Origin of the sequence: Kosakonia sp. CFBP8986, assembly GCF_034044935.1 — a bacterium.
Classification (GTDB): Bacteria; Pseudomonadota; Gammaproteobacteria; order Enterobacterales; family Enterobacteriaceae; genus Kosakonia; species Kosakonia cowanii.
The window spans coordinates 232,869-257,782 of record NZ_JAXCXB010000002.1 but is presented as its reverse complement, the minus strand read 5'-3'; the positions used below and the strand labels follow the sequence as shown (position 1 = coordinate 257,782).

The window sequence follows — 24,914 nt, the reverse complement described above, 5'->3', positions numbered from 1 at the left end:
ATACTCCCGCCCGCAGTTCGATCTTGTTATGGCGAGGCTCCTGAGCAAAAACAAGTTACCGCCCTGATGGTGTCGAGAGAGACCACACAGGGAAATACAGGCATCCATCGAATCAAGGTGTTGCCAAGGTAACTTCCGGCGTGTTTATCGCGGATACGTTGCTCAGTGCTAAAACCGGGACGTAGGGATCTTCTTCTATATCTTCCTGTTTTGTTCGCCCTGTAAGCAGTTTTCTATAGGGAACGTTGTATGTCACATATTTATACTCACGGCGCACACTATCCAGAGGCGCATCAGGCTGGCGATAAGCTTGCCCACTATATGTCTGCCGACTTTATTGCACTCTCTGACGATCTGACCGTTGAAGAGGGTCGCTCGACATTTCTGCAACAGATTAGCGATGACTTTTTTCCGACATACGTCTTTATCGTATGCGGTGCGATGCTGCGCGGCGCTCTGCCCATCAGAGCGTTGTTGCAGGAGGAGAATGTCGCGAAGCCCATTACCTCTTTAATGACCAGCGATCTGGTTCACGCCGCGCCTGATGATACGCGCCATGAAACCGCCCGGCTGATCGAAAGCCGGGGAATGACGCTGATTCCGGTCACCGAGCACGGCAGGCTGGTCGGTTGTCTGGCAGAGAAAGAGATTGCCCACCTGCTTGCCGATGAAGCGACGGAGGATGCCCAGCGCCAGGGCGCAACCTTGCCGCTGGAAAAGTCGTATCTGGAGATAAGCCCGGTCGGATTATGGAAAAAACGCGCGCTCTGGCTGTTACTGCTGTTTGTCGCAGAAGCCTATACCAGCAGCGTGATCCAGCACTTTGAAGAGGCGCTGGAATCGGCGATTGCGCTGGCGTTCTTCATTCCGCTGCTGATCGGTACGGGGGGGAATAGCGGAACGCAAATCACCTCTACGCTGGTGCGTGCGATGGCGCTGGGCGAAGTGAGGATGGCCGACATGGGCCGGGTGATCCGTAAAGAGATGACTACCGCGCTGATGATTGCCGTCACCCTTGCCGCTGCCGGGTGCCTGCGCGCATGGATGATGGGCATCGGCCCGGAGATCACCTTAATTGTCAGCCTGACGCTGCTCTGCATTACGCTCTGGAGCGCGGTAGTCTCCTCCGTGATCCCGATGGTGATTAAACGCGTCGGTATCGATCCGGCGGTGGTCTCCGCGCCGTTTATTGCCACGCTGATAGACGGCACCGGCCTGATTATCTACTTCAAAATTGCGCAATATTTTCTTGGGCTGAGCTGAAATAACTTCACTCTTCTCTCTTTCCTGAACGCGCTGGCTTAATCCGTCGGCGCTTTCCCTGCCCCCTCCCCCCAATTTTCGGCGCATTCATTGCGCATCAAGACGTGCTATCGTCAACCGTTAACAGACTGTTAAAAAAGGTTTTATGATGAGCACGCTCGAACAATTAAAAGCAAAGTACCCCGGCGCGCAGGCGTGGCAGATCGGCGACAGCCCGGCGCTGGCTGATGAACTGGCAACGTTAGTCGCCAGCGGCATCAAAACCGCCTCCTGCGGTTCATTCGCTTGCTGGCAGGCAGAAGATCCCGCGCCCAAACTGGGCAGTTACAATATTATTCTTAACGGCCGGGATGAGCCGGTGTGCGTGATCCGCATCATCTCGCTGCGCCTGACGCGCTTTTGTGATGTCACCGACGCGTTTGCCCGTAAAGAGGGTGAAGGCGACTTAAGCCTCGAATACTGGCGTAAAGAGCATCAGCGCTTTTTCAGCGCAGCCGGGATCTTCTCTGAAGAGATGGAGCTGGTGGCAGAAGAGTTTGAAGTCGTTGAGCGAGTTTAAATAATGCCGCATCATGCGGCGTTTAATTAAGTTACTTCTATAAAACCTGCTCTACACCCTATAACCACATTAATAATGAGCCAATAATTCATTGTGGCTAATATAGAAATTAATTTAGTAACTATTATTAAATAGCATTACTTTGCGTAAGCTTATTTTTTAATTGCGACTCATTATCATAAATATAATCACCACCCGACTTATTATTCAATTATCAAATCCACAAAAAATAAATTAAAGGGGTGGTTATCGGCGCTAAAAATTAAAACTTTATGCTTTTTATAAAATAAAAACAAACCGTTAAGCCAAGTGAATGCTTTCAGCAAAACCCCAGCATTACACACGCGTAAGCCATTGATTATAAATTAAATTAAGCATTATTTTTAATTAGAAAATTTAAACAATTTACTTCATGGACAATTCACCATGCGTATCTATAATTCCTTTGTCGCCAGCTTTCTTTAAATTAAAACCTCCTGAATACAGGGGGGTAATTTTTATCATGAGCGCATTAACCATTTTATTGATGCTATTTAAAACATTACAATCACCAGGGTAAAAATGAAAAGCCTATTAAATAAAATTAACCTCTCCACGAAGTTTATGGTGCTGGGTATCATTTCGCTTCTCCTCTTTGCACTGCCGACTGCTTTATTTGTAAATGAAAGCAGCCAGAAAGTGCAGGCCAAACAGGTTGAATTGAAGGCGATTCCGGTTGAGAAAAAGCTGTTAAAGCTGCTTAACCTGATCCAGCGCCACCGCGCCGAGTCCGCTATTGCAGTTACGCAAGGGAACCCTGCTTATCCGCCGCGTATTGCGCTGCGTGACCAGATCAATGTGCTGGCTGATGAGATCAGAAAAGATATCGTCGCTGAAAGCCCGGAGGCACACCCTCTACAGCAGCTCGATAAGGTCAATCAGCAGTGGCAGGCGCTGCAAAACCAGATCGACAGCCGCAGCCTGACCGCGCCAGAAAGCCTGGTCTCCCATGCTGCGCTTATCCGCAGCCTGCTGGACTTTAATATCGACGTGCTGGATTTTTATGGCCTGTCGCTGGATCCTGATTTAGATACCTCGCAACTGATTACGGCGGCGCTCTTTCACCTGCCTGAGCTGACCGAGACCCTGGGCCAAATCCGCGCCAGCGGCACCTCCCTGCTGGCGAAGAAAGATGGCATCAGCGAGACCGACAATGCCCGCATGGAGTTTCAGATCGGCAACGGCGAAAAAGCGCTGCAGCTGTTTGACGTCGGTATGAAGAAATACCTGGGCGGCAACGAAGAGATCCGCAATCTGTTTGGTCGTAAAACGGAAGGTGCTGTTCAGGGCGCAACGCAGGCGCTCTCTACGGCCCGAGAGATCTTTATCACCCACTCGCGCCCGCCGATGGCACCAACGGAGTATGTGGCGATCTTTACCGAAGCCATTAACAACTTCACCGTGCTGGGTAACGGCATGAGCGATGAGCTCTCGCAGCAGTTAACTAAACAGATTTCGGCGCAGCGTAGCGCACAGATCACCCTGCTGGCGGTGCTGATCTTCAGCGCACTGCTGGGTATTACCCTGACGGTATTTATCATTCGCTCGATTACCGGCCCGGTTAATGAAGCGGCGCGCATCGCGCAGGAAGTGGCAACTGGCGATCTCACCTCCCGTATTGCCGTCACCGGCAGTAATGAGATGAGCGCGCTGTTGCAGTCCCTGATGAAGATGAGCGAACACCTCTCATCGCTGGTGAATGATATTAAAAACAACGCCGTGACCATTGCGACCTCCTCTGAAGAGATCGCCAGCGGCAACAGCGATCTCTCCTCGCGCACCGAGGAGCAGGCCGCTTCGCTGGCGCAGACTGCCGCCAGTATGGAGCAACTCGCCTCAATTATTCAGCAGAATGCGGACAATACCCGCCATGCCGCGTCGATGGCAGGCTCGGCAACCAGTGCCGCGCTGCTCGGCGGTGAAGCGATGGAGTCTGTGCTGGCCTCGATGCACAAGATCAGCAACAGCGCCGGTCAGATTGAAGAGATCATCGCGGTGATTGATGGCATCGCCTTCCAGACCAATATCCTGGCGCTGAACGCCGCAGTTGAAGCGGCCCGTGCGGGCGAGCACGGTAAAGGATTTGCCGTTGTCGCCTCTGAGGTGAGAGCCCTGGCGCAGCGTTCGGCTGTGGCAGCGAAAGAGATCAAAGAGCTGATTGAAAACTCGGTGAGCGACGCGCAGTCGGGCATTAAGATGGCGGAAAACGCCGGTGACAAAGTGAAGCAGAGCGTCAGCGCAATCGAGCAGACCTCAATGCTGATCAACGAAGTCTCCGCCTCTTCTGCCGAGCAGAGCTCCGGGGTATCGCAGATTAATATCGCGGTCAGCCAGATGGATCAGGTGACCCAGCAAAACGCCGGGCTGGTTCAGCAGTCAGCCTCTTCGGCAGACGATCTCGCCGAGCGCGCGGCGCGCCTGCGCCAGCTGGTTGCCGTCTTCAAAACGCAGTAACCCGCTGCTGCTCAGAATGAACCCGTTCTGGGCAATCGACTCCGACGCCGCCCGCATCGCCAGGCGGCGTCCTCTCCTCTCCCCTGTTTCACCGCCCGCTTTTTATCTCCTGCGCCAGCGTTTGCAGCATCGCCTGCAACCAGCTTGTCGCGCCTCGCTTGCCGCTGCGTTTATGGGAGTAAATCTTCACTTCAAACGGCGCGATGTCGAAAGGTAGGGCAAAGAGCGTGATATCCACGGCGGGCATCACTTTCTCGGCGGCAAAACGCGGGATCGCCATCAGCAAGTCGCTCTGGGCGACGATAAATGGCGCGCTCAGCATCGACGGCGTTTTGATTGCTATCTGCCGCCTGTACCCCATCTGCTCAAGCTGTAAATCAATCACCCCCCGCTTCTCATTCCACGGCGTCACCACCAGATGCCGCGCAGCAAGATAATCCTCAAGCGTCAGCGCGGAGCGGCTCTTGTTGCTGATAACGACATACTCATCCCTGAACCAGTCGATCTCATCCAGTTCCGGATGGCGAGCTTCATCCGGCGTGCTGAAGCCCAGCGCCAGATCGATCTCGCCGGCCAGTAATTCAGTGAGCGCCGGGCTGTGCGGCAAGTAAACCAGATCAAAACCGAGACCGGGCGCGTCGTATTGCAGTTTCTCCATCAGCGCGGGGAAGATGCAAAAAGCGGTGAAATCGGTGATGGCGATCTGCAAACGCTCCGTCGTGGTAGCGGGTGAGAACTCCGGCTGCGGCGTCAGCTCTTGGTTAAGGAATTTCAGTGCCGAGGCGATCGAAGGCGCGAGCTGGGTGGCATAGACGCTGGGGCACATGCGGTGCCCTTCCCGGTAAAAGAGCGGATCGTTGAGCGCGGTGCGCAGCCGTGAGAGCGCATGGCTCAGCGCCGAGGTGCTCATCGCCAGTTCATCCGCCGCAAGGCGCACCGAGCGGTAACGGTATACAGCATCAAAAACCGGCAGCAGATTGAGATCAAGACGCCGCAGCGCCGGATGCATAATATTCATCATTGTGTGATTTCATTGCACTTAATTCTTCAGACAATACCCCTTATGCTTAGCGCCAGCAATCTCACCTCTTGACTGAACGAACAGGAAAACCGATGAGCCTCACTATTCGCCCGGCCTGCCCGGAAGACGCATCCGCTATTTACGATATGATTTATGAACTGGCCGTGTATGAAAAAGCGCCGCAAGAGGTGGTCACTACCCCCGATGAGATCCGCCAGACGCTTTTTGGCGCGGGCAGCAATACCGAAGCGTTAATCTGTGAAATCGCGGGTAAAACCGTCGGTTATGCCGTCTTCTTCACCAGCTACTCCACCTGGCTTGGCCGCAACGGTATCTATATGGAAGATCTCTATATCTCCCCGGATTATCGCGGCCAGGGTGCGGGCAGAGCGATGCTGAAGCAGATTGCGCAATATGCCGTGCAGCGCCGCTGCGGCCGCCTTGAGTGGAGCGTGCTCGACTGGAACCAGCCGGCCATTGATTTTTACCTGAGCATTGGCGCGCTGCCGCAATCTGAATGGGTACGCTACCGCCTTGATGGCGATGCGCTGCTGAAGTTTGCTGAATAAATGGCGCACACCGCAGCAGCGTGACGGGCATAAAGCCTCACTCCGCTACGGTGATTTTTGTCGTAACAGCAACAAACAGCGACAGGTGGTTTGACCTGGTGAGCGGCGCTGGATTATAGGTATAGCGGGTACTATTCATTTCCTGAATCTAACGAGAAAAATATGCGCACAGATAACGTCTGGCATCACGCCTATACGCTCACCATCAACTGCAGCCCTGAAGCGATATGGCAGGCATTTATCGACACAGCGAACTGGAAACGATGGAATGCTGGCGTGAAAGCCATTCACGCCGAGGGGCCATTTGTAACAGGAAGCTGGTTCACGATGGAACTGCCGGACGGTGACAGCATCCGCAGCCAGCTCGTGGATGTCTGCGACGGAAAATACTTTATTGATGAGACCTGGGTGGATCAAACCCGCGTCGTTGTGGAACACCGAATTGAACCCTTAAGCAGCGACCAGAGCCGGGTTGTCTATGCCATCAGCACAGAAGGCCCGGACGCGCAGGCTTTCGGCGAAGGAATTAGCGCCGACTTCCCGGAGGTAATGGCAGGGCTGGCGAAATACCTGGCTGAAACCGAACCAAACATTGCAAAGCAATAATCTGTCGGGCCTCAAGCAAAGCGGGCGTAATGCCCGCCAGGAACAGAGAAAGCGGATATTTATTCAGAGAGAAGAAGAGGAGATTTCTTTCACTTCTGCCTGCGGATTCGCTTCTTTAACCGCGCGTAAAAAATCAGCGAAATTATGGTTGAAGAGGGTAATGTTGTGATAAAAACTGACCTGTTTTTCCGCGCCATCGCTCTGCCATGTCACCACCCAGTTTCGTCTGTTATTGACCCTCATGTAGCCCGGCTTCACCCGTACTATTTTTGCAAGCGGAACTTTAAGCTTCACCGTTTCCTTAATCTGATAAAAAAACTCATCATCGTAGTAATAGAGCGTGCGAGATGCGAATAAACCGAACAATGACGGTGGCGTGGAAACTTTCTTTAGCCCGTTGCTCTCCGTAATGATTTTTTTCGGATGACGTAATGATTTATAGAAGGATCTCATTAGCCTCCAAAACAGAGCGACGGTAACAATTAACATAAAAAAAGCAAAAATTTGCTGCATATACTTCTCCAGGTCTTCGGTGGTACAAACCTTCTCAGAACATATAAAGTGCATTTAATACCAATAAAACAACAAACGTAACGCCACAGTTCACTCTCAATCGCTGCTGCCGAGCCTATTCATTTCCGCCAGCAACCAGCCTTCAAAACTCTCCAGCGCGGCTTCATTGATTCCCGTCTCCGTCGGTTTTACTAAACAAAATCTTTTGCTCAGGCTTTCTGATGCAGGCCACGGTGAAACAAGCGTGCCGCAGCGCAACTCATTCTCGATATACATACGCGGAACCAACGCGACGCCCTGCCCCGCCATCACGGCCGCGATGGCCATTTCATGCAGATCGTAGCGTGCGCCCTGCGCCGGGTTATCGAGGTCTATTCCGCTCTCTTGCGCATAGCGATGCCATGCATCGGGATTCTGTCGGCGGTGAATGCGCGGAAGAGCGTTTAACTGCTGATTGACGTCATCATGAGTCAAGAGTGCAGGATGGCAAACCGGCAGCAGATTTTCCTGAAACAGAAACTGCATCCGCATGCCTGCCCACGCGGAATGTTCAAAATGAATAACGGCGTCAAAACCGCTGCCGGGCAAAATAAAAGGATCCGTTCTGGCGGCGATATTTAAAGTGATATCCGGAAACAACGCGTTAAAGCTGTTCAGGCGGGGAATCAGCCAGCGGCTGGAAAAGGTCGGCAGGACAGCGATATCCAGGCTTTTACTGCCTTGCGGCATGCCCATTATGTATTGCGTATCTCTTTCCAGCCGATCGAGGGTTTCACGCACGTGATGTGCGTAGCGCGCGCCAAGCGGATTAAGCTTTACCCGGCTTCCCACGCGGTCAAAGAGTTTACAGTTCAGTAGCGCTTCAAGGCGCGCAATCTGACGGCTAATCGCCCCTTCCGTTAACGATAGCTCCTCTGCCGCCCGGGCAAAATTTCCGTGCCGTGCCGCGGCATCAAAAGCCTGCAGCGATGCACTGCTGGGTATTTTTCTGCGCATAGAAGAGGCTCCTTGCTCTCACCTTCAATGACTAAATGTCACTGATGCATGACATATTATCGATTTTAAGCGGCTAAACCAGCTTGTAGCATGATGAAAAATCATTGAGCAAATCTGTTTGCTTGCGTTTATGACTCATGTGGAGATGGGCTGATGTTCTATACCGTGGAGTGCTCGTATACCGATGCTGAAAGCGAGGCTGAATGGAATGCGTTTTACAGCCAGCAAAAGCTACCCGCATTAATATCTGTTACTGGCTTTACTACCTCTCAACGCTTTCGTGCTCTCCAATCTGGCTGCCCGGCTTATCTTGCCATTCACACTGTCGATGATGCGGATGTGCTCAGCAGTGAGGAGTATCGTTTAAAAGGAGGCGGTAATTTTTCCCGTTGGCAGGCCTGCATTACTGACTGGCACCGTAACCTCTATACCGGTAAAGGCCCTGCGCCAGCCCTCGCTTGCAATGAAATTTTGCTATTGAGCGCAACGCCAATCGGCTTTTTAGAATCAGAACTGGGGTATCGAGGCCTGGAAATGGCTGCGGTGGCGCTGGATAAAACCCCGGCTCGGCGCGTTGCCTATGTTTTGCCTGCTGAAGTTGCTTCGCCCTTTACGGACATGCCCGGTGTCTGGCTCTACGAGGCTCTTACACCGCAGTTGCAGAGCACTGAAAAAGGAACGCCATAACGTCATGCCTAATCTGACTTTTTATCTTTCTGAAAACCACGCTGACAAGTTTCAAAACCTTGATGCGTTAACCGACAGATGCAACGCGCTCTGCTGTGACATCCTCGGCGCAGAACGTAAAAACGTGCATATCATATTTATCAATGTAAAGCCGGGCTGCGGGCAACCGGTCTATGCCGAGCTATTTTTCCGTCTCACTCCATTGCGAACCCCCGAAATGATGGAGAAGTTTATGCGTGAAGTGGATCTTGCCACGCAACAGGCCTCTGGTCTGACGGCCCGTATTCGCTGCTTTGGATCGCAAGCAGAACACCTTTTTGCCCGCAACTGACCCCGAGGTCGTGATGAGCCACCCTTTTCCGTTCCGCCAGATTGGCGATTTCCAGATAACCGCGCTGAGTGACGGCACAATGTCAGCCAGTCTGGAACTGTTATCAGGTATTGAAACCGCTGATGCGGAGGCTATTCAGTGCGGTGCCGGCATCGATAAGCCCGGCGATATTCATATAAACAGTTACCTTATTCGCGGACGGGGTCGGGTTATTCTGGTCGACGCTGGCGCAGGCGCGCCGGGGCAGCTCACCGCCAATCTTGCCGCAGCGGGTGTCCGCCCTGACGAGGTCGATAGCGTTTTATTAACGCACTGCCATCCGGATCATATTGGCGGCCTGCTCAATGCTGAAAAAGAGCCGGTTTTCAAACGCGCTGAAATTATTCTGCACCCTCTCGAAGCGCAGCACTGGCGGGATGATAAAAAGCGCGAAATAGCGAATGAGCGCGGGCAGCGTAATTTTTTGCTGGCGCGGCAAACCTTAGATGCCTATGCCCCGAATGTCCGTTTTTTCAATGGCGAAAAGATAGCTGAGGACATTCTTCCAGTATGGCTACCAGGCCATACCCCCGGGCATAGCGGTTTTCGCATCGATTCCGGGAGTGAACGCTTATTAATATGGGGCGATATTGTCCATTACCCACATATTCAATCAGCACAACCGGCTGTTTCTATTCTCTTCGACGTCGATCCCGCGCAGGCCGAGGAGACCCGGAAAAAAATAATGGAACAAGCGGCCAGCGAAAAACTGCTCATTGCAGGCATGCATTTAAATCAGGCAGGATTTGCCCGCATTCTTCGGGATGGGAGTAGATACCGTATTGATTACGCTGAAAAATGAGTGAATAGCCTGGCTGGCGGACAGGGACGTTATGCCGCTGCGCCAGGCATTTATCTTCTCCTTCCTCACCCTCTGAAGCTAACGAGGGATAAAAATTCGCTACCCATTCTCTTTTTTATCACTCCCTGTCTCGACCTTTTCGCAAAAAGCTATCACGAGACAGCCTTATGAATGCCCGCTCTTTCAGTGACAAAATCAATGTCACTTCGGCGAGCTTACATTGCCGGTTTTTATGTCGCGCGCACGGTTCCGTTGGCGCGTTTCTGCCTCTCTCCAGCGTTAACACCCGCTTCGTTTACCTCTTTCCCTTAACAAAAAATTGATTAATTTTTCTTATGTTTTGAAGAGCGGAGCGCGATTTCCTTAGTACGAACTACTACGAAAATGCAACTGATTTAAAAGTAAAAATCGCTATTGAAAAGCCTGAGGTGTCGGCGTACAGTAAAAACACTGTATATAAATACAGTATAAAGCACCACTTAAAGGAGATCACATATCATGGCTACTAATGAAAACAGCACCGCCATTACGGAAGTCGCCTCTTTTGCAGCACTGCGTGCACGTAAACCTGCAACCGAGGGTGAACGTGTTTTTCTGACCTCATGGAATGCGCGGGCAGCCTCCGATCGCTCCATCAATTATGGCGAAGGATGGTTTATCGGGAACCTGGTGGCGGGCAGTGACGATGGCGGTTTTATCGCCAGCAACGGTGGGGCATACCACTGGCGACGCGATACGGATATTGACGCACTCACCGTTCACGATTTCGGTGCTGTACCGGGCGGCACCGTTGACTGTGCCCCTGCCGTCAAAGCGATGTACGAATTTATGAACGGTACCTTTGCGCGTGGCGCAACCAACAATCTTTCCAGCAAAGTTGGCGTCCGTTTCGGTGCAGGTACCTATCTGATTAAGCCGCTCGACATGCGCCGTTACGGCAAAAAGATCGCTGCCGACGACGCTGAATTGCGTTATAACCCAAGCGGTTACTTTGCCGCGGGCGACTTTGTCCTGCGCGGTGTGACCACCAGTTTCGGCAAACAGATTGCGACCCGCATTGTCTCCGATAAATCGAATTCAGCCGTGCTGGCGCTGAACCACCGTTATTTCTCCATTTATGGCATTGAGTGGGAGGGGCAGCAAACCGTCGAGCAGGATAAAAAGAGTAACCTGCTGATTGGCGCTACGCTTGGGGTGTTCAACGATACTGCCTCCAACAAGCAGCCGTTTCTGACCAACGAATGCGTGGGCGGCACCTTTGCTAATGTCTCCTACTTCAAGGCCAGCAATACCGGCGAGGCGACGATTTACTATCTCGACAGCCTCGACAGTAAATTTACCCAGATCTACTGCAGCAAGGTGGCGGGGCCGGTGATCAAAGTGGGCTGGAGTAACCGCAAAGTAGGCTCCTGGGATCACTCTACGGCGATTGAGCTTTCTGAATTCAACTTCCAGTACTGCTATGCCCCGGCAATCTGGATCCCGCGTCACGGCCAGGGTCTGATCCGCAACGGCTGGATTGAGCACAGCGCGGTGCCGATGGATATCAACAACGGCCAGTGGCTAATTGAGGCGCTGAGCATTGAGTCATCCACTTATGACGCCGTGTTCTTTAACTCACGCGTGGTGATGTCGCAATGGTCAAACCCGACCGGCGTCAATTATGACCGCACCACCGCGCCTGGCAGCGATAAGTGGTTCAGCTACCCGAAAAACCCGGACGGCAGTGCGATCACCGCGATGGTTTCCGGCTATGAAATGGGCATGTCGCTGTTTCAAAATAACATTACTTATCTGGACAATCCGCTACGCGCTAAGTGGTTGAGCGGCATACTGCGCGGCACCATCGACAGCAAAAAACTGTGGCTGAATATCGGTTCGTTCCAGATGCCGCAAACGGGCACCCACTGGAAGATTGAAGTCGATTGCCGCAGCACTTACTACAGCCTGGGCGGAAGCGGTCCGATGCCGGTAAATAACGATCGCTCTGCGGGAACGCTGCATATTCACGTTGCGCGCGGTGCTGCGGACGTTCCGGCCATAACCTACTGGATGGAAGGTGCGCCGGGCATTACCGAGGTGAAGTATATTGCTCAGGATTCCAACAAGCTGCTGCCGGGCTTGTGGATCAAACTTCCGGCAACCATTGGGGAGTATGCGGTGCACGTTCGCGGCACCGGTGAAACCAGCCAGGAGAAAGGGGAATGGGCCCTCTTTAAGCCGGATGGTCAGGTGCAGGCTGAAGCACCGAACGGCGTGGACGCCGAACCCCGCGCGTCGATGCACAACGGTAAAGCGGGCTTCGGTGCGCAAAGTGATGTCGCGGCAATCAGCACCCGTGCGCAGGACTCATCCAGCGTACCGGTTGAGCAATCCAGGCCGTATCAGTGGATGCGGGTAAATATCAACGGCGTTGAGTATGCGATGCCTTACTACGCCTTTACGCCGCAGATTAAGACCCAGCCGGCGGCAACCGTTTCTGTTGCCACAGGCGCTACGCTGAACCTGACCGTGGAAGCCAATGATGCCGCCAGTTATCAGTGGCAGAAATCCACCAACGGCACCAGCTGGAGCACTATCTCCGGTGCTAACAAGGCGACATACACTAAAGATGCCGTCGCCTCGGGCGATGCGGGGCAGTATCGCTGCGTGATCAAAGGGCAAGTGGCTAAGGCGGACTCCTCCGTGACGACCAACCAGGTGACAACTAAAACGTCAATAGTCACCGTAAAGGCCTGATGCGCCTGACTAAATAGAAGAAAAGCTACTCTCTAAAAATCCACGCACTTGCGTGGATTTTCTTTGCCTTCGGCTAACTCACCGGCTCCTGCTCGCCTTATAAATTCTTACTCATATTGATGCCGGTTACGCCAAAGCCGATGGCTTCATAAACATGGCGCGCCCGCGCGTTATCACCCGCCACGCGAAGGCGTATCTGCTCAACGCCTTTCGCCCGCATCTCATCCTCAAAAGCCCGCAGTGCACCTTTGCCAAGGCCCTGCCCCTGGCAGGCGTCGAAGATATGAAAATCATAAATAAAAACGGTTTGCATCGAAGCATCGGGTTTATACCAGAGATAGCCGACATGCTTCTCGCCCTCCGCCAGCAGGCAGAGCAGAACGTGGCCCGGCGTATTAACACCTTCCGGGAGATCGTCAGCGATCTCCTGGGTGGCTCTGGCCTGCGCCTCTGCCTCAGAAAGGCGATAGTTTGCGGCAATCTCTTGCGCATAGTCCGCAATGAAATAGTCCAGATAAGCCGGGTATTCATCCTCACGCATGGGGCGCAATGTAATCATCGGTGTTCCTTTTATTAAAGCGGGATGCGCATCGCCGCCCTGAGTTATCGGCGTTCACAATAAAGCGCCCGGCGAACGCTGTCAGCATAAAAGCGCCAGGCAATGTGAATCCCCTCAGTTGATGCGAAGCACGATCTTGCCCTGAATACCGCCCTGTGAAGCGCGTTGGTGCGCGGCGGCGGCGTCACGAAGAGGATAAATACTGTCCGTCACGACGCGCACTTCACCGCTTGCCAGCAGTTGGCCTGCTTGCTGAAGCTGCTGACCGCTGGAGCGAACCTGGGTCGAAGAGACCGTGATCCCCCGGCGCGCAGCCTCTTGTTGCCCGGCAAAGCCGAGCGGATTGACCAGGTAGAGTGCTCCACCGGGTTTGATAAGCGGCAGAAAGCGCTCCATATTTACACCACCCACGGCATCCATCACCAGATCAACCGGCTGCGCGACCGTTTCTGCGGCGTGCCGGGTGTAATCAATAAACTCGCTCGCCCCCAGTTCTCGCAGCAGCGCTTCATGTTTACCGGAAGCGACGGCAATCACCCGCGCGCCCCGCCAGCGGGCAAGTTGTACAGCAAAGTGCCCAACGCCGCCGCCAGCGCCGTTAACCAGAACCGTTTTGCCCTTAAGCGAAACAGGAATATGTGGAAAAGGCTGGAAAGGGTTAGGCTCATGATGACCGGGATCGATCAGGAACTGCCAGGCCGTCAGCAGTGACATCGGGGCTGCGGCGGCCTGCAAATAATCAATGCCCTGCGGCATCAACGCCAGTTCGTCGGCAGGCACCGCGATGTACTCGGCATAGGCTCCGCTGCCTTTCATCACATCCTGCGGAAATCTCACCATGGAAAAAACCTCATCGCCCGCGCGAAAACCCTGCTCACCCTCACCAATAGCCTCCACCACACCGGCGATATCGGTTCCGGGAATAAGCGGGAAAACGGAGTCAGGCTGCCATTGCGGCGGTAACGTGCGGTAGCCATCGCGCAGATAGAGATCGGACGGGTTAATGCTCGCCGCCTGCACCCGCACCAGCACCTCACCAGCACCCGGCACTGGACGGGGTGCCTCTTCATAACGCAACATTTCCGGCCCGCCAAATGCGTGCAGTCGCACGGCTTTCATCATTGCACTCATCTTATTTCCTCTGCCTGGTATTCAGTAGCAGCAGAATATGACAGCGACTTCAGGTTGATAATGGGCCTGCCTTTCGCTTTACTTATGTCATGAAAGAACAAATCGGTTTTGAAAGCCTGACGGGGCTGATTGCTTTCGCGCGCGCCGGATCCCTTGGCAGCTACACCGCAGCCGCGCGGGCACTGTCGGTTTCGCCTTCGGCAGTCAGTAAAAGTATTCAGCGGCTGGAGCAGCAGCTCGGGCTGGTGCTTTTCACGCGCACCACGCGCTCGCTGGCACTGACGCCGGAAGGGCGCGATCTGCATGAGCGGGTACTGCGGCTGTTACAGGATGCACAAGAGATTGAGCAGGCGGCGAAGAGAGCCCGCGCTGAACCCAGCGGCACCGTGCGGGTTGCCGCCTCGCTGCCGGTCGGGCTCTATATGCTCGCGCCCCTGCTGGCGCAGTTTCGCCAGCGTCAGCCCGAGGTACGCATCGATCTGCGCCTTGGCGACGAACGGGTAAATGTAATAGATGAGGGAATTGATGTCGCACTGCGCATTGGCGATCTGCCCGATTCGCGGTTGTTGTCGCGCCGCCTCTCGCCCTATCGTCTCTGTTGTTACGCCTCGCCTGACTACCTGGACAAGTACGGCATGCCGCAGCATCCCGATGAACTGGTGGATCATGAGACGGTAAATCTGCGTTATAAAAGCAGCGGGCAGCTGTTTCGCTGGCCGTTCAACGTAGGGGATCGGGAGATCGAGTTAGTGCTCCCCGCCGCAATCGTCGTTGATGCTAGCGAAGGTGTGCTGACCACCGTAGCGGCAGGCGCAGGGATTGGAATGGCAGCAAGCTTTATGGCGGCGTCATGGGTTGAACGCGGTGCGCTTGTCCCTGTGCTGGCAGATTTTGCCGTTGAAAAGTACAACCTCACGGTGCTGTGGCCCGAGAGCCGCCGTGCGAATCCCGCCGTGCGTGCTTTTCTGGATCTGCTATTTGCGCAGTTATAACTCAGTTTTTTGAGAAGCATCCGCGCCTCTGGCAGAGCAGAGGCGCGGGTAAAACATTAAACGTCCAGCGTGCGTAGCACCACCAGTTCAAGGGCGTTACGCAGGACATCTTTACGGATCACATCCGTTTCAGTCTCTACGCGGGCGATCAGCGCCAGCATGATGTCTTTATTCGCCACCGTCGCTTTCACGGCCTGAAGCTCGCGTGTCACTTCATCAATGATCTCTTTTTCCGCCTCAAAGACCGAAAAAACTGACTGAAGGGTCTGCGGGAGTGTTGCGGTCGGATTATTCATTTTTATCACTCATTAAATGGGCCCGGATTACGCATGGTTGGGCCGGCAGCCTGGTAGCGAGGTAAGTTGTACAACTTACCCATGCAAACTTGTACAAGTTGCTACTATAGTGCCACTCATTCAGAACTGCAATGTCACTTCTGAAATAATTCACCACGCAATGAGTTGTTATGAGGCGCCTTTCTTTCGTTACACGCGTAAAGCACGCACCCGGCCGCCGCTACTGCCAGCGCCGGGTAATATTAAAAACGCCGCTTATGCAGACATGCCGCCATCAATCACCAGTTCGGCGCCGCTGACATAACTGCTTTCGTGCGAGGCGAGGAACAGTGCCGCAGCCGCCACTTCATCGGGATGTCCCAGCCGCTTCGCCGGAATTTGCGCGCTCAGCGTCTGCCTGACGTCATCACTCGCCTGGCTGAACATCGGTGTATCCGTGGGCCCAGGGCTGAGGGTGTTGACCCGGATGCCGCGCGGAGCCAGCTCGCTGGTCCAGGTTCGCGCATAGGATCGCACCGCGGCTTTACTGGCTGCATAAGTGCCGTAACCGGAAACCGCCATGCTGCCGGCAATCGAGCCGAGCAGCACGACAGTGCCGCCCTCACCCATCTGCGTGACGGCCTGCTGCACCGTGAGCACCATCGCGCGCACGTTCAGGCCAAAAGCGCGGTCGATATGCTCTTCCGTGCTCTCCTCAAGACTCGCCGGTTCGGAAACGCCTGACGAATAGACAAGGATGTCGAGGCCTCCGGCTTTGGCATGAATGGTGTCAAACAGGCGAGAACGATCGTGCGTATTGGTGATATCACCCGCAACCGCCTCAACGTTACCGCCAATACGCGTTACCGCTTCTGCCAGCTGCGCTTCGCGTCGACCGGTGATGAAAACATGGGCACCCTCTTGTGCAAATCGCTGAGCAATCGCAAGGCCAATACCGCTGTTACCGCCGGTCACCAGGGCGGTCTTACCTTCAAGTTTCAACATGGCTACTCCAGAACGTGGGATGGACGCCTGATGATACATTTCGTATATTTACCGTCAATTACGCACCTGATATACACCAGATATAGAGAAGGTAACCTTATGTCGACCGATATCCCTGCCCTGCTGGCTGAAATCAACAGCACACGCCCGATCCTTGAACAGGTTGCCAACAAATGGTCGGTGTTGATCCTGACCGTTTTGTGCAGCGAACCCTCGCGCTTTAACGCCATTAAACGCCGGCTCGATCCCATCACCCATAAAGCCCTGACAGAGGCGCTGCGCCGCCTTGAGCGTAACGGGCTGGTTAACCGCCGCGTCATCGCCTCATCACCGGTGGCGGTCGAATACTCCATCACGCCGCTGGGCCGCTCCCTACAGGACCCGTTTGTGGCACTGGTGAGTTGGGCGAGGCAATACGGTGTGGCGATTGAGCAGGCACAAGAGCTTTACGACGCGCGGCGTGCCACGGAAGAAGAGGTGTAAATTTCCCGCACAAACAACGGGTGCAGGATTTAAGGAAGGGAAGTAAAGCAGATGACAAATCAAAGAAGATCCACTTTGAGCGCAGAGCGGATCTTCAGTCAGAATATCTAAGGAGCGGGACACAAATCTTCTGACGAAGCTCTAACAACCCAAAAACCAGTACATCTCATATGAAGTGAAATAGTGCGCTCTCTTAAGACATTTCCATGTTAAAAAATAAGATTAACCTACATGGAGATGTTGTTCTTTATGGCTTTTTTTTCCGGAATTACTGGGCGGCTGTTCCTTATAAACGTAATGACCGCCATTTCATATGCCTTCATTTTGCCTGTCATGAGTCTTTTTTTGATAAACGGATTACATGCCAGCCCGATTTTTATCACCTTCTACAGCCTGGGGTTTGCCCTCTCAGGATTATTTTTCAGCCAGTTGATGGGATCGCTTGCAGATAAGGGACATCCCGTCCGGCAACTTTTCATGATTTCTGTTGCGTCGCTTTTTCTGGCGGGTTTAGCCTTCAGTTTCTGCCGCCAACCCATCGAGGCTCTGGTCATCGGTATTTTCTTGATGGGGCCAGGCAATGCGTCTATCCCCTTACTCCTGTCGATGATCCGAAAGCATTCACTGACAGCAGGGCTTAACGCTACGCGGCTCAATACGCAAATGCGTTCGGGCGTGTCAATTGTGTGGATTGCCGGACCGGCTCTGGCATTTGTCTTCGCCGACCGATTTGGCTTCACCTTTAATTTTTTGGCCTCAGCCCTGCTTGCGGCCATCACCTTACTTGCCAGCCAGGTGCTGCTTTCGAAGGATAAAAACAGTGTCGCTACAGGCAGAGTAGAAAAAACTCAAGCCAGTAAAGCCCCTGTCACGGGTATGATTTGGGCACTGGGCGCAGTAATGATGCTGGCAAATTTATCCAATAACATGTACCTGACCATTATGCCGCTGTACCTGGTACACGAGCTTAATTTACCCGCTTCGTTTCCGGGCTTTCTGCTTGGCGCAACCGCGATAATGGAAATTCCCGTTATGCTTGCCGCTGCTCATCTGGCAGAGAAAACCGGGAAAGAGCCACTGATTATGGTCGGATTTCTCTTTGCAGCCGTCTATTACAGCCTGCTTCAGCTGGCCACTAATATGACCGAACTGGTTGTGTTGCAACTTTTTAACGGATTATTCTTTGGTATTTTTGTCGGCCTGGGCATTTCTGTTATTCAGGAAGCGTTGCCAGAACGTAGCGGTTTCGCATCAGCATTTCACTCCAATGCCATGCGCACAGGCATGATGGCTGGCAATGGGATTGCCGGTCTGATGGCGGAACTGGCAGGGTTTAAAATGACTCTGCTTGTTCCACTGTTATCAGTGTGTTGTGCTGCTTTGCTAATGCTTTGTATAAACAGAAATCACTCTACAAAAAGAGTTCACCAATAGGCTGACAGCTCTCATAAAAATAGGCAGCAATTGTCCTGCCCCCGGATTTATCCGCCGTCCCTGCCATAAGGACAAACACCAACCATACAAGGCGATAGGGGCTAAAAACGGGGAAAAGCCGCTTCCCCGTTGCGATCGTGCTTACTTCTGCTCGTTTTGACCAACAACCTTATTGATCGCTTCCATCCCACAACGCTCGTCGGACTCCGCGCCGCCGGTGCCCGCCATGCCGATAGCACCGATCCACTGACCGTGATATTTCACCGGCACGCCACCGCCGAGCAGCAATAACTCATGCACCGTATTGAGGTTGGCGGTCTCAGGCGAAGCCTGCGCTTGCTTCGCAAACTGCCGGGTCGGCGTTTTGGTCGACAGCGCCGTAAACGCTTTGCGCCAGGCGGCCTGCGTATTGTGCGGCCCGATGTTGTCATCGCGCACCAGCGTCACCAGATTACCGCCACGATCGACCACCGCCACCACGCCCTGACGATGCATGTCATGACAAACCGATAACGCTTCGGTTGCCAGCTGCGTAGCGAGCGCCTGCGTCATCTCATAAACGGTGGCGGGCGTCGCAGCCAGCGTCGTCGCGGGTCCTGCTGCCAGCAGCAGCGCGAGCATAAGACGTTTCATCTGCCCTTAGCTCCCGCGGTAGGTGGAGTAGCCATACTGGCTCAGCAGCAGCGGAACGTGATAGGTGGACGTTGTATTATCAATATGAAACTCCACCGGAATTTCCGGGAAGAAGCTCTGCTGTTTCTGGTCAGCAAAATATTTACCGGTTTTGAAGATCACCCGATAGTCGCCCGCAGCAAACGGCTTTTCCGGCCACAGAGCACTGATGCGCCCGTCCTGATTGGTGCTGGCGGTGTTGAGCACCGTCCAGTTATCCCCCTGCTTCTGCTCAAGCGTCACCGTAACATTGGCGGCCGGCAGCCCGGTTTGCTGATTCAGCACATGGACGCTCAGCGGGTTTTTATCGGCCGCGAAGGTGAGAGCGGGCGCGGCAAGCAGTGCAGCCAGGGTTAACGCAGCGATAGACTTTTTCATGTTGGATTCTCCTGTGTTGATGACCCGGCTTTTATACCTCCACGCTTGCCGCAATTGCCTGTCAGAAAGATGACCATATTGTCATCTGGCGCTGAAAGGCTGGGGCGGCTCAAAATTTCGTGGCACACTGCGCCGGTGAAACTGTTACTGATTGAAGACAACCTGAAAGCCAGCGCCTGGGTGCGCAAAGGGCTTGAAGAGGCGGGCTATATCGTCGATTACGCAGCGGACGGGCGCGATGGCCTGCATCTGGCGCTGGCGCACCCGTATAGCCTGATGATCCTCGATATTATGCTGCCGGGCATGGATGGCTGGCAGGTGCTGAAAACCCTGCGTACCGCAAGCCAGATGCCGGTGATCTGCCTTACCGCCCGCGACTCGGTAGAGGATCGGGTCAAAGGGCTGGAGCTGGGTGCGAACGATTACCTGGTCAAACCCTTCTCCTTTGCGGAACTGCTGGCGCGCGTCAAGAATCAGCTTCGTCAACACCAGCCGCACAGCACTACGCTGCGCGTCGCCGATCTGGTGATGGATTCGGCGCGTTTTCAGGTGACACGAGATGGCACTTCCATCGCGCTGACACGCAAAGAGTTTATGCTGCTGTGGCTGCTCGCCAGCCGGCACGGCGAGATCCTGCCGCGCACGCTGCTGGCAAGTGAGATTTGGGGTGTCAATTTCGACAGCGAAACCAACATTGTTGATGTCGCCATTCGCCGCCTGCGCCGCAAAGTCGATGACCCGTTTGCGCAAAAGCTGATCACCACCGTCCGGGGCATGGGTTACTGCCTCTCCGTGCAGGAGCCAGGCGATGTATAGCCCCTCCCTGACCCTCAGGTTGACGGCGATTTTTACGCTGATCATGGCGCTGGCCTGCGGCGGCATCAGCCTGATCCTCTATAACGCCCTGCGCAGTGAGCTGGTGTGGCGCGACGACCAGACGCTGATCAACCGCGCCGCGCAACTGCGCCAGCTGCTGGAAGATGGCGCTCAGCCGGAGTCGCTCCCGCTCTACTTCAACCGGATGGTCGATATTCGCCAGGATATTCTCAGCATCCGCCCGCAGCAGGCGCAAAACGTCACTATTAACCATACCGGCGTCGCGTTGCCGGATATCGCACCAACCCCGGTTAACACCCCGCCCAGCGCGCAGCAGCTGCACCGCTGGCGCAGCACGGATGATATGGATGCCTCGGCGCTCAGCCTGCAGGCCAACTCACCGCACGGGCCGGTCACCGTCACGCTTGCCCGTGTAGCGCGTGAGCGGGCAATGATGCTTGAGCGCTACCGCCAGCAAAGCATTATGGTGTCACTGGCGGCCATTCTGCTCTGCGCCGCCCTTAGCCCATTGCTGATTCGCCGTGGGCTGCGGGCCATTGGCCGCTTAAGCCAGATTGTGGCCGAGACCGCCAGTGACCGGTTAAATCAGCCGGTGCTGTTGCAGGCGATCCCGCAGGAGTTGCTCCCCCTTGGCAAGGCGCTCAACGCCATGCGTCAGAGCCTGTCGACAGACTTTATCCGCCTCACCCAGTTTGCCGACGATCTGGCCCATGAGATCCGCACCCCGATCAACGTTATGTTAGGCCAGAATCAGGTGGCGCTGGGCCATCAGCGTTCCGTTGCCGAGTACCAGGCGCTGCTTGAAGGGAATATTGAGGAGCTGGAAGCGCTGTCACGGCTGACGGAAAACATCCTCTTCCTTGCGCGCGCCACGCATCACAATATCAGGCTCAATCAGGAAACCTTCTCGCTCAGTGAGGCGCTGGAGATGGTGATCGATTTTCTCGAACCGCTGGCGGAAGAGCGTGAAATGGCGATCGAGCTGAATGCGCAGGGCAGCCTCACCGCCGATAAAATGTTGTTTCAGCGGGCGATAACCAACCTGCTGACCAACGCCATTCGCTATGCGGCGGGAAACGGCACCATTGCCGTCAGCACAATTCAGGGTGGTGACTCGGTTGAAATTGAAGTGGCGAACGACGGGGAGCCGCTTGCCGAGCCGGATAAAGCCTTCGAGCGCTTCTGGCGGGGAGATAATGTCCGTCACACCGCCGGCAGCGGGCTGGGGTTATCGCTGGTGAGCGCCATCGCCGCGCTACACGGCGGCAGCGCCTATTATCGCCACGCGCAGGGCAAGAACATTTTCGCCCTGCGTTTGCCCACCTGACACGTCGCGCAAATAGCATTAAAAGGTGTAAAGCAGCGCCGCGCCATACAGCCCGAGGCCATAGGCCAGATGCGTCAGCAGGCTGAATACCCGCGCCCACCACGGCCTGGGCGTGCGCGAGGCCGCAATGCCAAAACCCAGCGCTGGCTGCATAATCAGCCAGGGCGCAGGCAGCGTAAGCACGCCTGTCAGCACACCCGTCAGCAGAAGCGGCTCGCGCAGCCATGACGAACCCTGGAGCAAAAATGGGATCGCCGCAAACAGCATGCCGGTGAGGTAATGGAATGCCCATCCGGTAAAACTTTCCCCTTTAATGGAAGGCGTGGAGAGGATGGTGTTATGCCACCTCTTTCCCCGCGCGAGCCACAACAACCAGCGCCCCACCAGCCCATAGTTAAGCGGCGGCACACGGAGCAGCTTTTTCTGACACATTGACCAGCCATCCATCAGCAGCGTTGCGCCAATGCCAGTGACGATGATGTGAAGCACAAGAGCGCTATCCAATTTTCCTTCCCCTGATAAAGAGATGCTAAGGTGTCGGCGAGTGTGCAACGTGAAGTGAGGTTTAAGTCAACGGTGAAAGAGCTGGATATTGGGGAAGTGGCGGCGCTTTCCGGCATAAAGCCCTCCGCGCTGCGGTTTTACGAAAAGAGGGGCTTAATCAAACCGATTGGCCGCAACGGGCTGCGAAGGCAGTATCCGCAAAGCGTGCTGAGTAAATTGCAGCTGATAGCGCTCGGCCAGGCGGCAGGCTTCTCGCTCGATGAGATGGCGGCAATGTTAAACCCGCAGGGTAAGGTCGCTATCAACCGCGAGCAGCTTCAGCAGCGCGCGAAGGCAATTGACGAGACGATTTGCAAACTGCAGTTATTCAGCGAAGGGCTGAAGCATGCCGCCCGCTGCCCGGCGCCGGAGCATACGGAGTGTGCGTCGTTCAAAAAACTGGTGGGCAGAGGGCTGCGGCTGATCGCGCGCAAATAACGTCAACGCAAATGCATTACTCATCATGATAGCGGGTCGAGCGGCTCTCCTTCTTCGCCGAGTGCATCCAGCAGCGGCCATAGAAGGTTGACGCGTAGTGGCGACCGCGATCGTCAGTAATCTGGCAGCGGCAGGCAAAAGGCTCAACGGAGGCGGCGCCTTCAATTAACGCCGCGTCTTTAATCTGCGGCCTGAAGTCGAGAATGATGCTAACGTTGCTTACCCACTCATGCGGGATACGCTGTCTGTTCAACAAATTTGTCAGCATATTCGTGTAATGGCGCACCAGAAAATGTATCAGCTTATCGCTAGCCTCAGGCTGAGGTAAGGGAAACGAAAGATCTACAGACGTCCCCCCATCTCTGAGCGCAAAGTGCTTTAGCAGCCCCAGAGACCAGTAGCCATGAAAATCATTATTGCGGCTCACAAAGCTCGAATTGAGCGCGTTAGCAATGCCTTTAAGCTCACGTCGCCTTGCCATCATTACTCCCTGTTTGCAGATCAACGGCCTCGCCAATATTAGGGGTTGCGCACCTGTTGTTGCCTTTCAAAAGATTATCCATGTTAGAACATGGCGTTAGTCTTTATGAATATACACGCGCACATTACAGGAATCGCTATGCCATATACATCAGCAACGCCGCGCCTCTTTTACCGCACGCAGGGAGAAGGTCCGTTAGTCATCATGCTTCATGGTCTGTTGATGGATAGCAGATGCTGGGTGGATAACGGCTTCATCTCTGCGTTGAGTCCTCATTTTCAGGTGGTGTGTCCGGATCTGCCCGGCCACGGGGCAAGCGATAAACCTGATAATCAGGCTGCCTACACCCAACAGCGCCAGGCGTTAGCCATCGTCAATCTGATGGATGAACTGGGGTATGAAAAAGCGCATATCATCGGCTACTCTGCCGGTGCCTGGCTGGCAATGGAGCTGATAAATGCTCACGCAGATCGCCTGCACTCTGTGGTGTTGGGAGGATGGGATTGTGAAGCTGGCCTGCCTGAAACGCCTGTTGGCAAGCTGACGTTTGAGATGTTTATCGCTTATGCCCGGCAAGTCGCGCCGGAACTCACCGCCTCACTCACCTCTGAGGATGAAAAAGGGGCTGAGCATTTTTTCAATGAACTGAGAAAACATGCTCAGGACGCGGAGGGGTTTTTCCCCTGCCCTGTTCCCCTGCGGTTTTGGGCAGGTGCTGATGACCCCTATTACGCCACAATGGCGGCGTTAGCCACGCGCTATGCCATACCGCTTTTCGCCGGTAAAGGCGATCATCTGAGTGAAGTGAATCATCCCGAGAGTGCCACGCTCAGTGCGATCCTCAACTATGTCCGCAATCCTCAAGCATCCGGGCGGGCATAACCTCTGTAGCGAGGGGGAGCAGCCACAGCAGGCCTGCTCCCCTTTGTCGCTGCACTCTATTAATTCGTCACTGCGGTTTTCATTGCCGGGCGCTGCGGCAGTAGCCAGAGAAACGCCACAATAATCAACGCCAGCGTCAGTGAGGCGCTATAGCGGCTCAGCGCAAGCCCGCCAGCGGCGACAGGTTTATCGAGGAAATCACCGACTACCGCACCCAATGGGCGAGTCAGAATAAACGCCGCCCAGAAGAGTGCAGTGCGCGACAGCGAGGTAAAGCGGCTGGCGGCCCAGATAATCGCCAGTGCGCCGACAAACAGCAGGATGCCGCCATCATAGCCCAGCCCTTCGCTGTCTGCGGTCCAGTCACCCAACGCGGTGCCGAGAGTCTGTGAAAACATAATGGTGACCCAGTAAAAGCTCTCCGTGACGCCGTTGTTCACCGAACTGACAGCGATGGTGCCGCAGGTCAGGCGCCAGATAAGCAGTGAAAGCATCAGCAGCGAACTCAGCAGCAGCGTGCCGCCCAGATAACCTATCCCAAGTGAGCGATCGGCAAAGTCCGCAAGCGTAGTGCCAACGGTGGTGGTGGCAACCACCGTAAACCAGTAGATCCACTTATTAAAACTGTGGCGCTCAATCTGCACCACCACGGCGATTAAAAAGATGATGGCGAAAATCAGCGTCCCGGTGAGGTAACCCAGATTCATCGACATGGTCACTGCATCACCACCGGTCTCACCCAGCGTTGTCGCAGCAATCTTGGTTAACCAGAACGCCATCGTCACTGCGGGGACTTTGCTGGCGGTAGAGACTTCTGCGAACTTATTTTGCATAGGAGAGGCTCCGGAATAGCCCGGGA

At 54.5% G+C, this 24,914-nt stretch carries 28 protein-coding genes and 1 riboswitch; of the genes, 16 read left to right on the top strand and 12 right to left on the bottom strand.

Annotated elements, in window-relative coordinates; all coding sequences use genetic code 11:
- The first annotated feature begins 15 nt into the window (after positions 1-15).
- Positions 16-194: riboswitch (M-box (ykoK) riboswitch) on the top strand.
- 55 nt (positions 195-249) lie between these two features.
- The 3 genes from SOM48_RS04925 (at position 250) to SOM48_RS04915 (ending at position 4,315) form a co-directional block, all read left to right on the top strand.
- Positions 250-1,263 (top strand): magnesium transporter, encoded by a 1,014-nt coding sequence (locus tag SOM48_RS04925; protein WP_241658801.1) that lies wholly within the window; start codon positions 250-252, stop codon positions 1,261-1,263.
- Positions 1,264-1,411: 148 nt separating this feature from the next.
- Positions 1,412-1,822, top strand: coding sequence for an ASCH domain-containing protein (locus SOM48_RS04920; RefSeq protein WP_320511665.1), 411 nt, complete (start codon positions 1,412-1,414; stop codon positions 1,820-1,822).
- 561 nt (positions 1,823-2,383) lie between these two features.
- Entirely contained in the window at positions 2,384-4,315 is a 1,932-nt protein-coding gene (locus SOM48_RS04915) for a methyl-accepting chemotaxis protein (RefSeq protein WP_320511544.1), read from the top strand.
- 88 nt (positions 4,316-4,403) lie between these two features.
- Here SOM48_RS04915 and SOM48_RS04910 read toward each other — a convergent pair whose 3' ends face one another.
- Positions 4,404-5,336: a LysR family transcriptional regulator gene (locus SOM48_RS04910; protein WP_320511543.1), complete on the bottom strand. Its 933-nt coding sequence runs from the start codon at positions 5,334-5,336 to the stop codon at positions 4,404-4,406.
- Positions 5,337-5,428: 92 nt separating this feature from the next.
- On the opposite strand from SOM48_RS04910, the gene SOM48_RS04905 reads away from it, so the two are divergent.
- Both SOM48_RS04905 and SOM48_RS04900 read left to right on the top strand, forming a co-directional pair.
- Positions 5,429-5,905 carry a GNAT family N-acetyltransferase gene (locus SOM48_RS04905; RefSeq protein ID WP_320511542.1) on the top strand — a complete coding sequence of 159 codons (477 nt, stop codon included), beginning with the start codon at positions 5,429-5,431 and terminating at the stop codon, positions 5,903-5,905.
- A gap of 162 nt (positions 5,906-6,067) precedes the next feature.
- On the top strand, positions 6,068-6,511 hold the full coding sequence (locus SOM48_RS04900) for an SRPBCC family protein (RefSeq protein ID WP_320511541.1): 444 nt from the start codon (positions 6,068-6,070) through the stop codon (positions 6,509-6,511).
- A gap of 63 nt (positions 6,512-6,574) precedes the next feature.
- Here the strand turns inward: SOM48_RS04900 and SOM48_RS04895 are convergent, their stop codons facing one another.
- Together SOM48_RS04895 and SOM48_RS04890 are read right to left on the bottom strand one after the other, a co-directional pair.
- On the bottom strand, positions 6,575-7,024 hold the full coding sequence (locus SOM48_RS04895) for a hypothetical protein (RefSeq protein WP_320511540.1): 450 nt from the start codon (positions 7,022-7,024) through the stop codon (positions 6,575-6,577).
- Positions 7,025-7,120: 96 nt separating this feature from the next.
- The gene (locus SOM48_RS04890; protein ID WP_320511539.1) at positions 7,121-8,020 is read right to left on the bottom strand and encodes a LysR substrate-binding domain-containing protein; all 900 of its coding nucleotides are present in this window, start codon (positions 8,018-8,020) and stop codon (positions 7,121-7,123) included.
- Positions 8,021-8,173: 153 nt separating this feature from the next.
- Between SOM48_RS04890 and SOM48_RS04885 the strand changes: the two genes are divergently transcribed.
- The 4 genes from SOM48_RS04885 to SOM48_RS04870 all read left to right on the top strand — a co-directional run bounded on the left by SOM48_RS04885 (position 8,174) and on the right by SOM48_RS04870 (position 12,618).
- The gene (locus tag SOM48_RS04885) at positions 8,174-8,707 is read left to right on the top strand and encodes a sugar ABC transporter (RefSeq protein ID WP_320511538.1); all 534 of its coding nucleotides are present in this window, start codon (positions 8,174-8,176) and stop codon (positions 8,705-8,707) included.
- A 4-nt stretch (positions 8,708-8,711) separates the two neighbouring features.
- Positions 8,712-9,038 carry a hypothetical protein gene (locus SOM48_RS04880; RefSeq protein ID WP_128482449.1) on the top strand — a complete coding sequence of 109 codons (327 nt, stop codon included), beginning with the start codon at positions 8,712-8,714 and terminating at the stop codon, positions 9,036-9,038.
- 13 nt (positions 9,039-9,051) lie between these two features.
- Positions 9,052-9,879, top strand: coding sequence for an MBL fold metallo-hydrolase (locus SOM48_RS04875; protein ID WP_320511537.1), 828 nt, complete (start codon positions 9,052-9,054; stop codon positions 9,877-9,879).
- 498 nt (positions 9,880-10,377) lie between these two features.
- Positions 10,378-12,618: a hypothetical protein gene (locus tag SOM48_RS04870; protein ID WP_312479531.1), complete on the top strand. Its 2,241-nt coding sequence runs from the start codon at positions 10,378-10,380 to the stop codon at positions 12,616-12,618.
- Positions 12,619-12,715: 97 nt separating this feature from the next.
- On the opposite strand, the gene SOM48_RS04865 is transcribed toward SOM48_RS04870, so the two are convergent.
- On the bottom strand, positions 12,716-13,177 hold the full coding sequence (locus SOM48_RS04865; RefSeq protein WP_124967700.1) for a GNAT family N-acetyltransferase: 462 nt from the start codon (positions 13,175-13,177) through the stop codon (positions 12,716-12,718).
- 114 nt (positions 13,178-13,291) lie between these two features.
- Positions 13,292-14,308, bottom strand: coding sequence for an NADP-dependent oxidoreductase (locus SOM48_RS04860; protein WP_320511536.1), 1,017 nt, complete (start codon positions 14,306-14,308; stop codon positions 13,292-13,294).
- 89 nt (positions 14,309-14,397) lie between these two features.
- On the opposite strand from SOM48_RS04860, the gene SOM48_RS04855 reads away from it, so the two are divergent.
- A complete protein-coding gene (locus tag SOM48_RS04855) occupies positions 14,398-15,300 on the top strand; it encodes a LysR family transcriptional regulator (RefSeq protein WP_320511535.1) in 903 nt (300 codons plus the stop codon).
- Between the two features lie 56 nt (positions 15,301-15,356).
- Here SOM48_RS04855 and SOM48_RS04850 read toward each other — a convergent pair whose 3' ends face one another.
- A complete protein-coding gene (locus tag SOM48_RS04850) occupies positions 15,357-15,596 on the bottom strand; it encodes a biofilm development regulator YmgB/AriR family protein (protein WP_076770223.1) in 240 nt (79 codons plus the stop codon).
- Positions 15,597-15,851: 255 nt separating this feature from the next.
- On the bottom strand, positions 15,852-16,580 hold the full coding sequence (locus SOM48_RS04845) for an SDR family NAD(P)-dependent oxidoreductase (RefSeq protein ID WP_320511534.1): 729 nt from the start codon (positions 16,578-16,580) through the stop codon (positions 15,852-15,854).
- 99 nt (positions 16,581-16,679) lie between these two features.
- Between SOM48_RS04845 and SOM48_RS04840 the strand changes: the two genes are divergently transcribed.
- Together SOM48_RS04840 and SOM48_RS04835 are read left to right on the top strand one after the other, a co-directional pair.
- The gene (locus SOM48_RS04840; protein ID WP_054803828.1) at positions 16,680-17,063 is read left to right on the top strand and encodes a winged helix-turn-helix transcriptional regulator; all 384 of its coding nucleotides are present in this window, start codon (positions 16,680-16,682) and stop codon (positions 17,061-17,063) included.
- 231 nt (positions 17,064-17,294) lie between these two features.
- The gene (locus SOM48_RS04835) at positions 17,295-18,497 is read left to right on the top strand and encodes a sugar efflux transporter (protein WP_320511533.1); all 1,203 of its coding nucleotides are present in this window, start codon (positions 17,295-17,297) and stop codon (positions 18,495-18,497) included.
- Positions 18,498-18,638: 141 nt separating this feature from the next.
- Here the strand turns inward: SOM48_RS04835 and SOM48_RS04830 are convergent, their stop codons facing one another.
- Positions 18,639-19,130, bottom strand: coding sequence for a GlcG/HbpS family heme-binding protein (locus SOM48_RS04830; RefSeq protein WP_289743235.1), 492 nt, complete (start codon positions 19,128-19,130; stop codon positions 18,639-18,641).
- A gap of 6 nt (positions 19,131-19,136) precedes the next feature.
- Positions 19,137-19,547, bottom strand: coding sequence for a hydroxyisourate hydrolase (gene uraH / locus SOM48_RS04825; protein WP_094421381.1), 411 nt, complete (start codon positions 19,545-19,547; stop codon positions 19,137-19,139).
- Between the two features lie 135 nt (positions 19,548-19,682).
- On the opposite strand from uraH, the gene hprR reads away from it, so the two are divergent.
- A complete protein-coding gene (gene hprR / locus SOM48_RS04820) occupies positions 19,683-20,363 on the top strand; it encodes a response regulator transcription factor HprR (RefSeq protein ID WP_289743232.1) in 681 nt (226 codons plus the stop codon).
- Positions 20,356-21,711 carry a heavy metal sensor histidine kinase gene (locus SOM48_RS04815; protein WP_320511532.1) on the top strand — a complete coding sequence of 452 codons (1,356 nt, stop codon included), beginning with the start codon at positions 20,356-20,358 and terminating at the stop codon, positions 21,709-21,711. Before hprR ends, SOM48_RS04815 begins: the two co-directional genes overlap by 8 nt.
- Positions 21,712-21,729: 18 nt before the next feature.
- Here the strand turns inward: SOM48_RS04815 and SOM48_RS04810 are convergent, their stop codons facing one another.
- Entirely contained in the window at positions 21,730-22,215 is a 486-nt protein-coding gene (locus SOM48_RS04810) for a DUF2938 domain-containing protein (protein ID WP_320511531.1), read from the bottom strand.
- 72 nt (positions 22,216-22,287) lie between these two features.
- On the opposite strand from SOM48_RS04810, the gene SOM48_RS04805 reads away from it, so the two are divergent.
- Positions 22,288-22,692 carry a helix-turn-helix domain-containing protein gene (locus SOM48_RS04805; RefSeq protein WP_320511664.1) on the top strand — a complete coding sequence of 135 codons (405 nt, stop codon included), beginning with the start codon at positions 22,288-22,290 and terminating at the stop codon, positions 22,690-22,692.
- A 16-nt stretch (positions 22,693-22,708) separates the two neighbouring features.
- On the opposite strand, the gene SOM48_RS04800 is transcribed toward SOM48_RS04805, so the two are convergent.
- A complete protein-coding gene (locus SOM48_RS04800) occupies positions 22,709-22,945 on the bottom strand; it encodes a hypothetical protein (RefSeq protein WP_320511530.1) in 237 nt (78 codons plus the stop codon).
- 318 nt (positions 22,946-23,263) lie between these two features.
- On the opposite strand from SOM48_RS04800, the gene SOM48_RS04795 reads away from it, so the two are divergent.
- Entirely contained in the window at positions 23,264-24,055 is a 792-nt protein-coding gene (locus tag SOM48_RS04795; RefSeq protein ID WP_320511529.1) for an alpha/beta hydrolase, read from the top strand.
- 59 nt (positions 24,056-24,114) lie between these two features.
- On the opposite strand, the gene SOM48_RS04790 is transcribed toward SOM48_RS04795, so the two are convergent.
- The gene (locus tag SOM48_RS04790) at positions 24,115-24,888 is read right to left on the bottom strand and encodes a COG4705 family protein (protein WP_139567674.1); all 774 of its coding nucleotides are present in this window, start codon (positions 24,886-24,888) and stop codon (positions 24,115-24,117) included.
- Between the last annotated feature and the right edge of the window lie 26 nt (positions 24,889-24,914).

Coding starts and splice junctions, on each gene's coding strand:
- SOM48_RS04880 (WP_128482449.1), top strand. CDS start 8,712: ATGCCTAATCTGACTTTTTATCTTTCTGAAAACCACGCTGACAAGTTT.
- SOM48_RS04815 (WP_320511532.1), top strand. CDS start 20,356: ATGTATAGCCCCTCCCTGACCCTCAGGTTGACGGCGATTTTTACGCTG.
- SOM48_RS04870 (WP_312479531.1), top strand. CDS start 10,378: ATGGCTACTAATGAAAACAGCACCGCCATTACGGAAGTCGCCTCTTTT.
- SOM48_RS04830 (WP_289743235.1), bottom strand. CDS start 19,130: ATGAAACGTCTTATGCTCGCGCTGCTGCTGGCAGCAGGACCCGCGACG.
- SOM48_RS04845 (WP_320511534.1), bottom strand. CDS start 16,580: ATGTTGAAACTTGAAGGTAAGACCGCCCTGGTGACCGGCGGTAACAGC.
- SOM48_RS04855 (WP_320511535.1), top strand. CDS start 14,398: ATGAAAGAACAAATCGGTTTTGAAAGCCTGACGGGGCTGATTGCTTTC.
- SOM48_RS04860 (WP_320511536.1), bottom strand. CDS start 14,308: ATGAGTGCAATGATGAAAGCCGTGCGACTGCACGCATTTGGCGGGCCG.
- SOM48_RS04795 (WP_320511529.1), top strand. CDS start 23,264: ATGGCGTTAGTCTTTATGAATATACACGCGCACATTACAGGAATCGCT.
- SOM48_RS04835 (WP_320511533.1), top strand. CDS start 17,295: ATGGAGATGTTGTTCTTTATGGCTTTTTTTTCCGGAATTACTGGGCGG.
- SOM48_RS04925 (WP_241658801.1), top strand. CDS start 250: ATGTCACATATTTATACTCACGGCGCACACTATCCAGAGGCGCATCAG.
- SOM48_RS04895 (WP_320511540.1), bottom strand. CDS start 7,024: ATGCAGCAAATTTTTGCTTTTTTTATGTTAATTGTTACCGTCGCTCTG.
- SOM48_RS04850 (WP_076770223.1), bottom strand. CDS start 15,596: ATGAATAATCCGACCGCAACACTCCCGCAGACCCTTCAGTCAGTTTTT.
- SOM48_RS04910 (WP_320511543.1), bottom strand. CDS start 5,336: ATGATGAATATTATGCATCCGGCGCTGCGGCGTCTTGATCTCAATCTG.
- uraH (WP_094421381.1), bottom strand. CDS start 19,547: ATGAAAAAGTCTATCGCTGCGTTAACCCTGGCTGCACTGCTTGCCGCG.
- SOM48_RS04920 (WP_320511665.1), top strand. CDS start 1,412: ATGAGCACGCTCGAACAATTAAAAGCAAAGTACCCCGGCGCGCAGGCG.
- SOM48_RS04865 (WP_124967700.1), bottom strand. CDS start 13,177: ATGATTACATTGCGCCCCATGCGTGAGGATGAATACCCGGCTTATCTG.
- SOM48_RS04840 (WP_054803828.1), top strand. CDS start 16,680: ATGTCGACCGATATCCCTGCCCTGCTGGCTGAAATCAACAGCACACGC.
- SOM48_RS04875 (WP_320511537.1), top strand. CDS start 9,052: ATGAGCCACCCTTTTCCGTTCCGCCAGATTGGCGATTTCCAGATAACC.
- SOM48_RS04890 (WP_320511539.1), bottom strand. CDS start 8,020: ATGCGCAGAAAAATACCCAGCAGTGCATCGCTGCAGGCTTTTGATGCC.
- SOM48_RS04885 (WP_320511538.1), top strand. CDS start 8,174: ATGTTCTATACCGTGGAGTGCTCGTATACCGATGCTGAAAGCGAGGCT.
- SOM48_RS04905 (WP_320511542.1), top strand. CDS start 5,429: ATGAGCCTCACTATTCGCCCGGCCTGCCCGGAAGACGCATCCGCTATT.
- SOM48_RS04790 (WP_139567674.1), bottom strand. CDS start 24,888: ATGCAAAATAAGTTCGCAGAAGTCTCTACCGCCAGCAAAGTCCCCGCA.
- SOM48_RS04915 (WP_320511544.1), top strand. CDS start 2,384: ATGAAAAGCCTATTAAATAAAATTAACCTCTCCACGAAGTTTATGGTG.
- SOM48_RS04900 (WP_320511541.1), top strand. CDS start 6,068: ATGCGCACAGATAACGTCTGGCATCACGCCTATACGCTCACCATCAAC.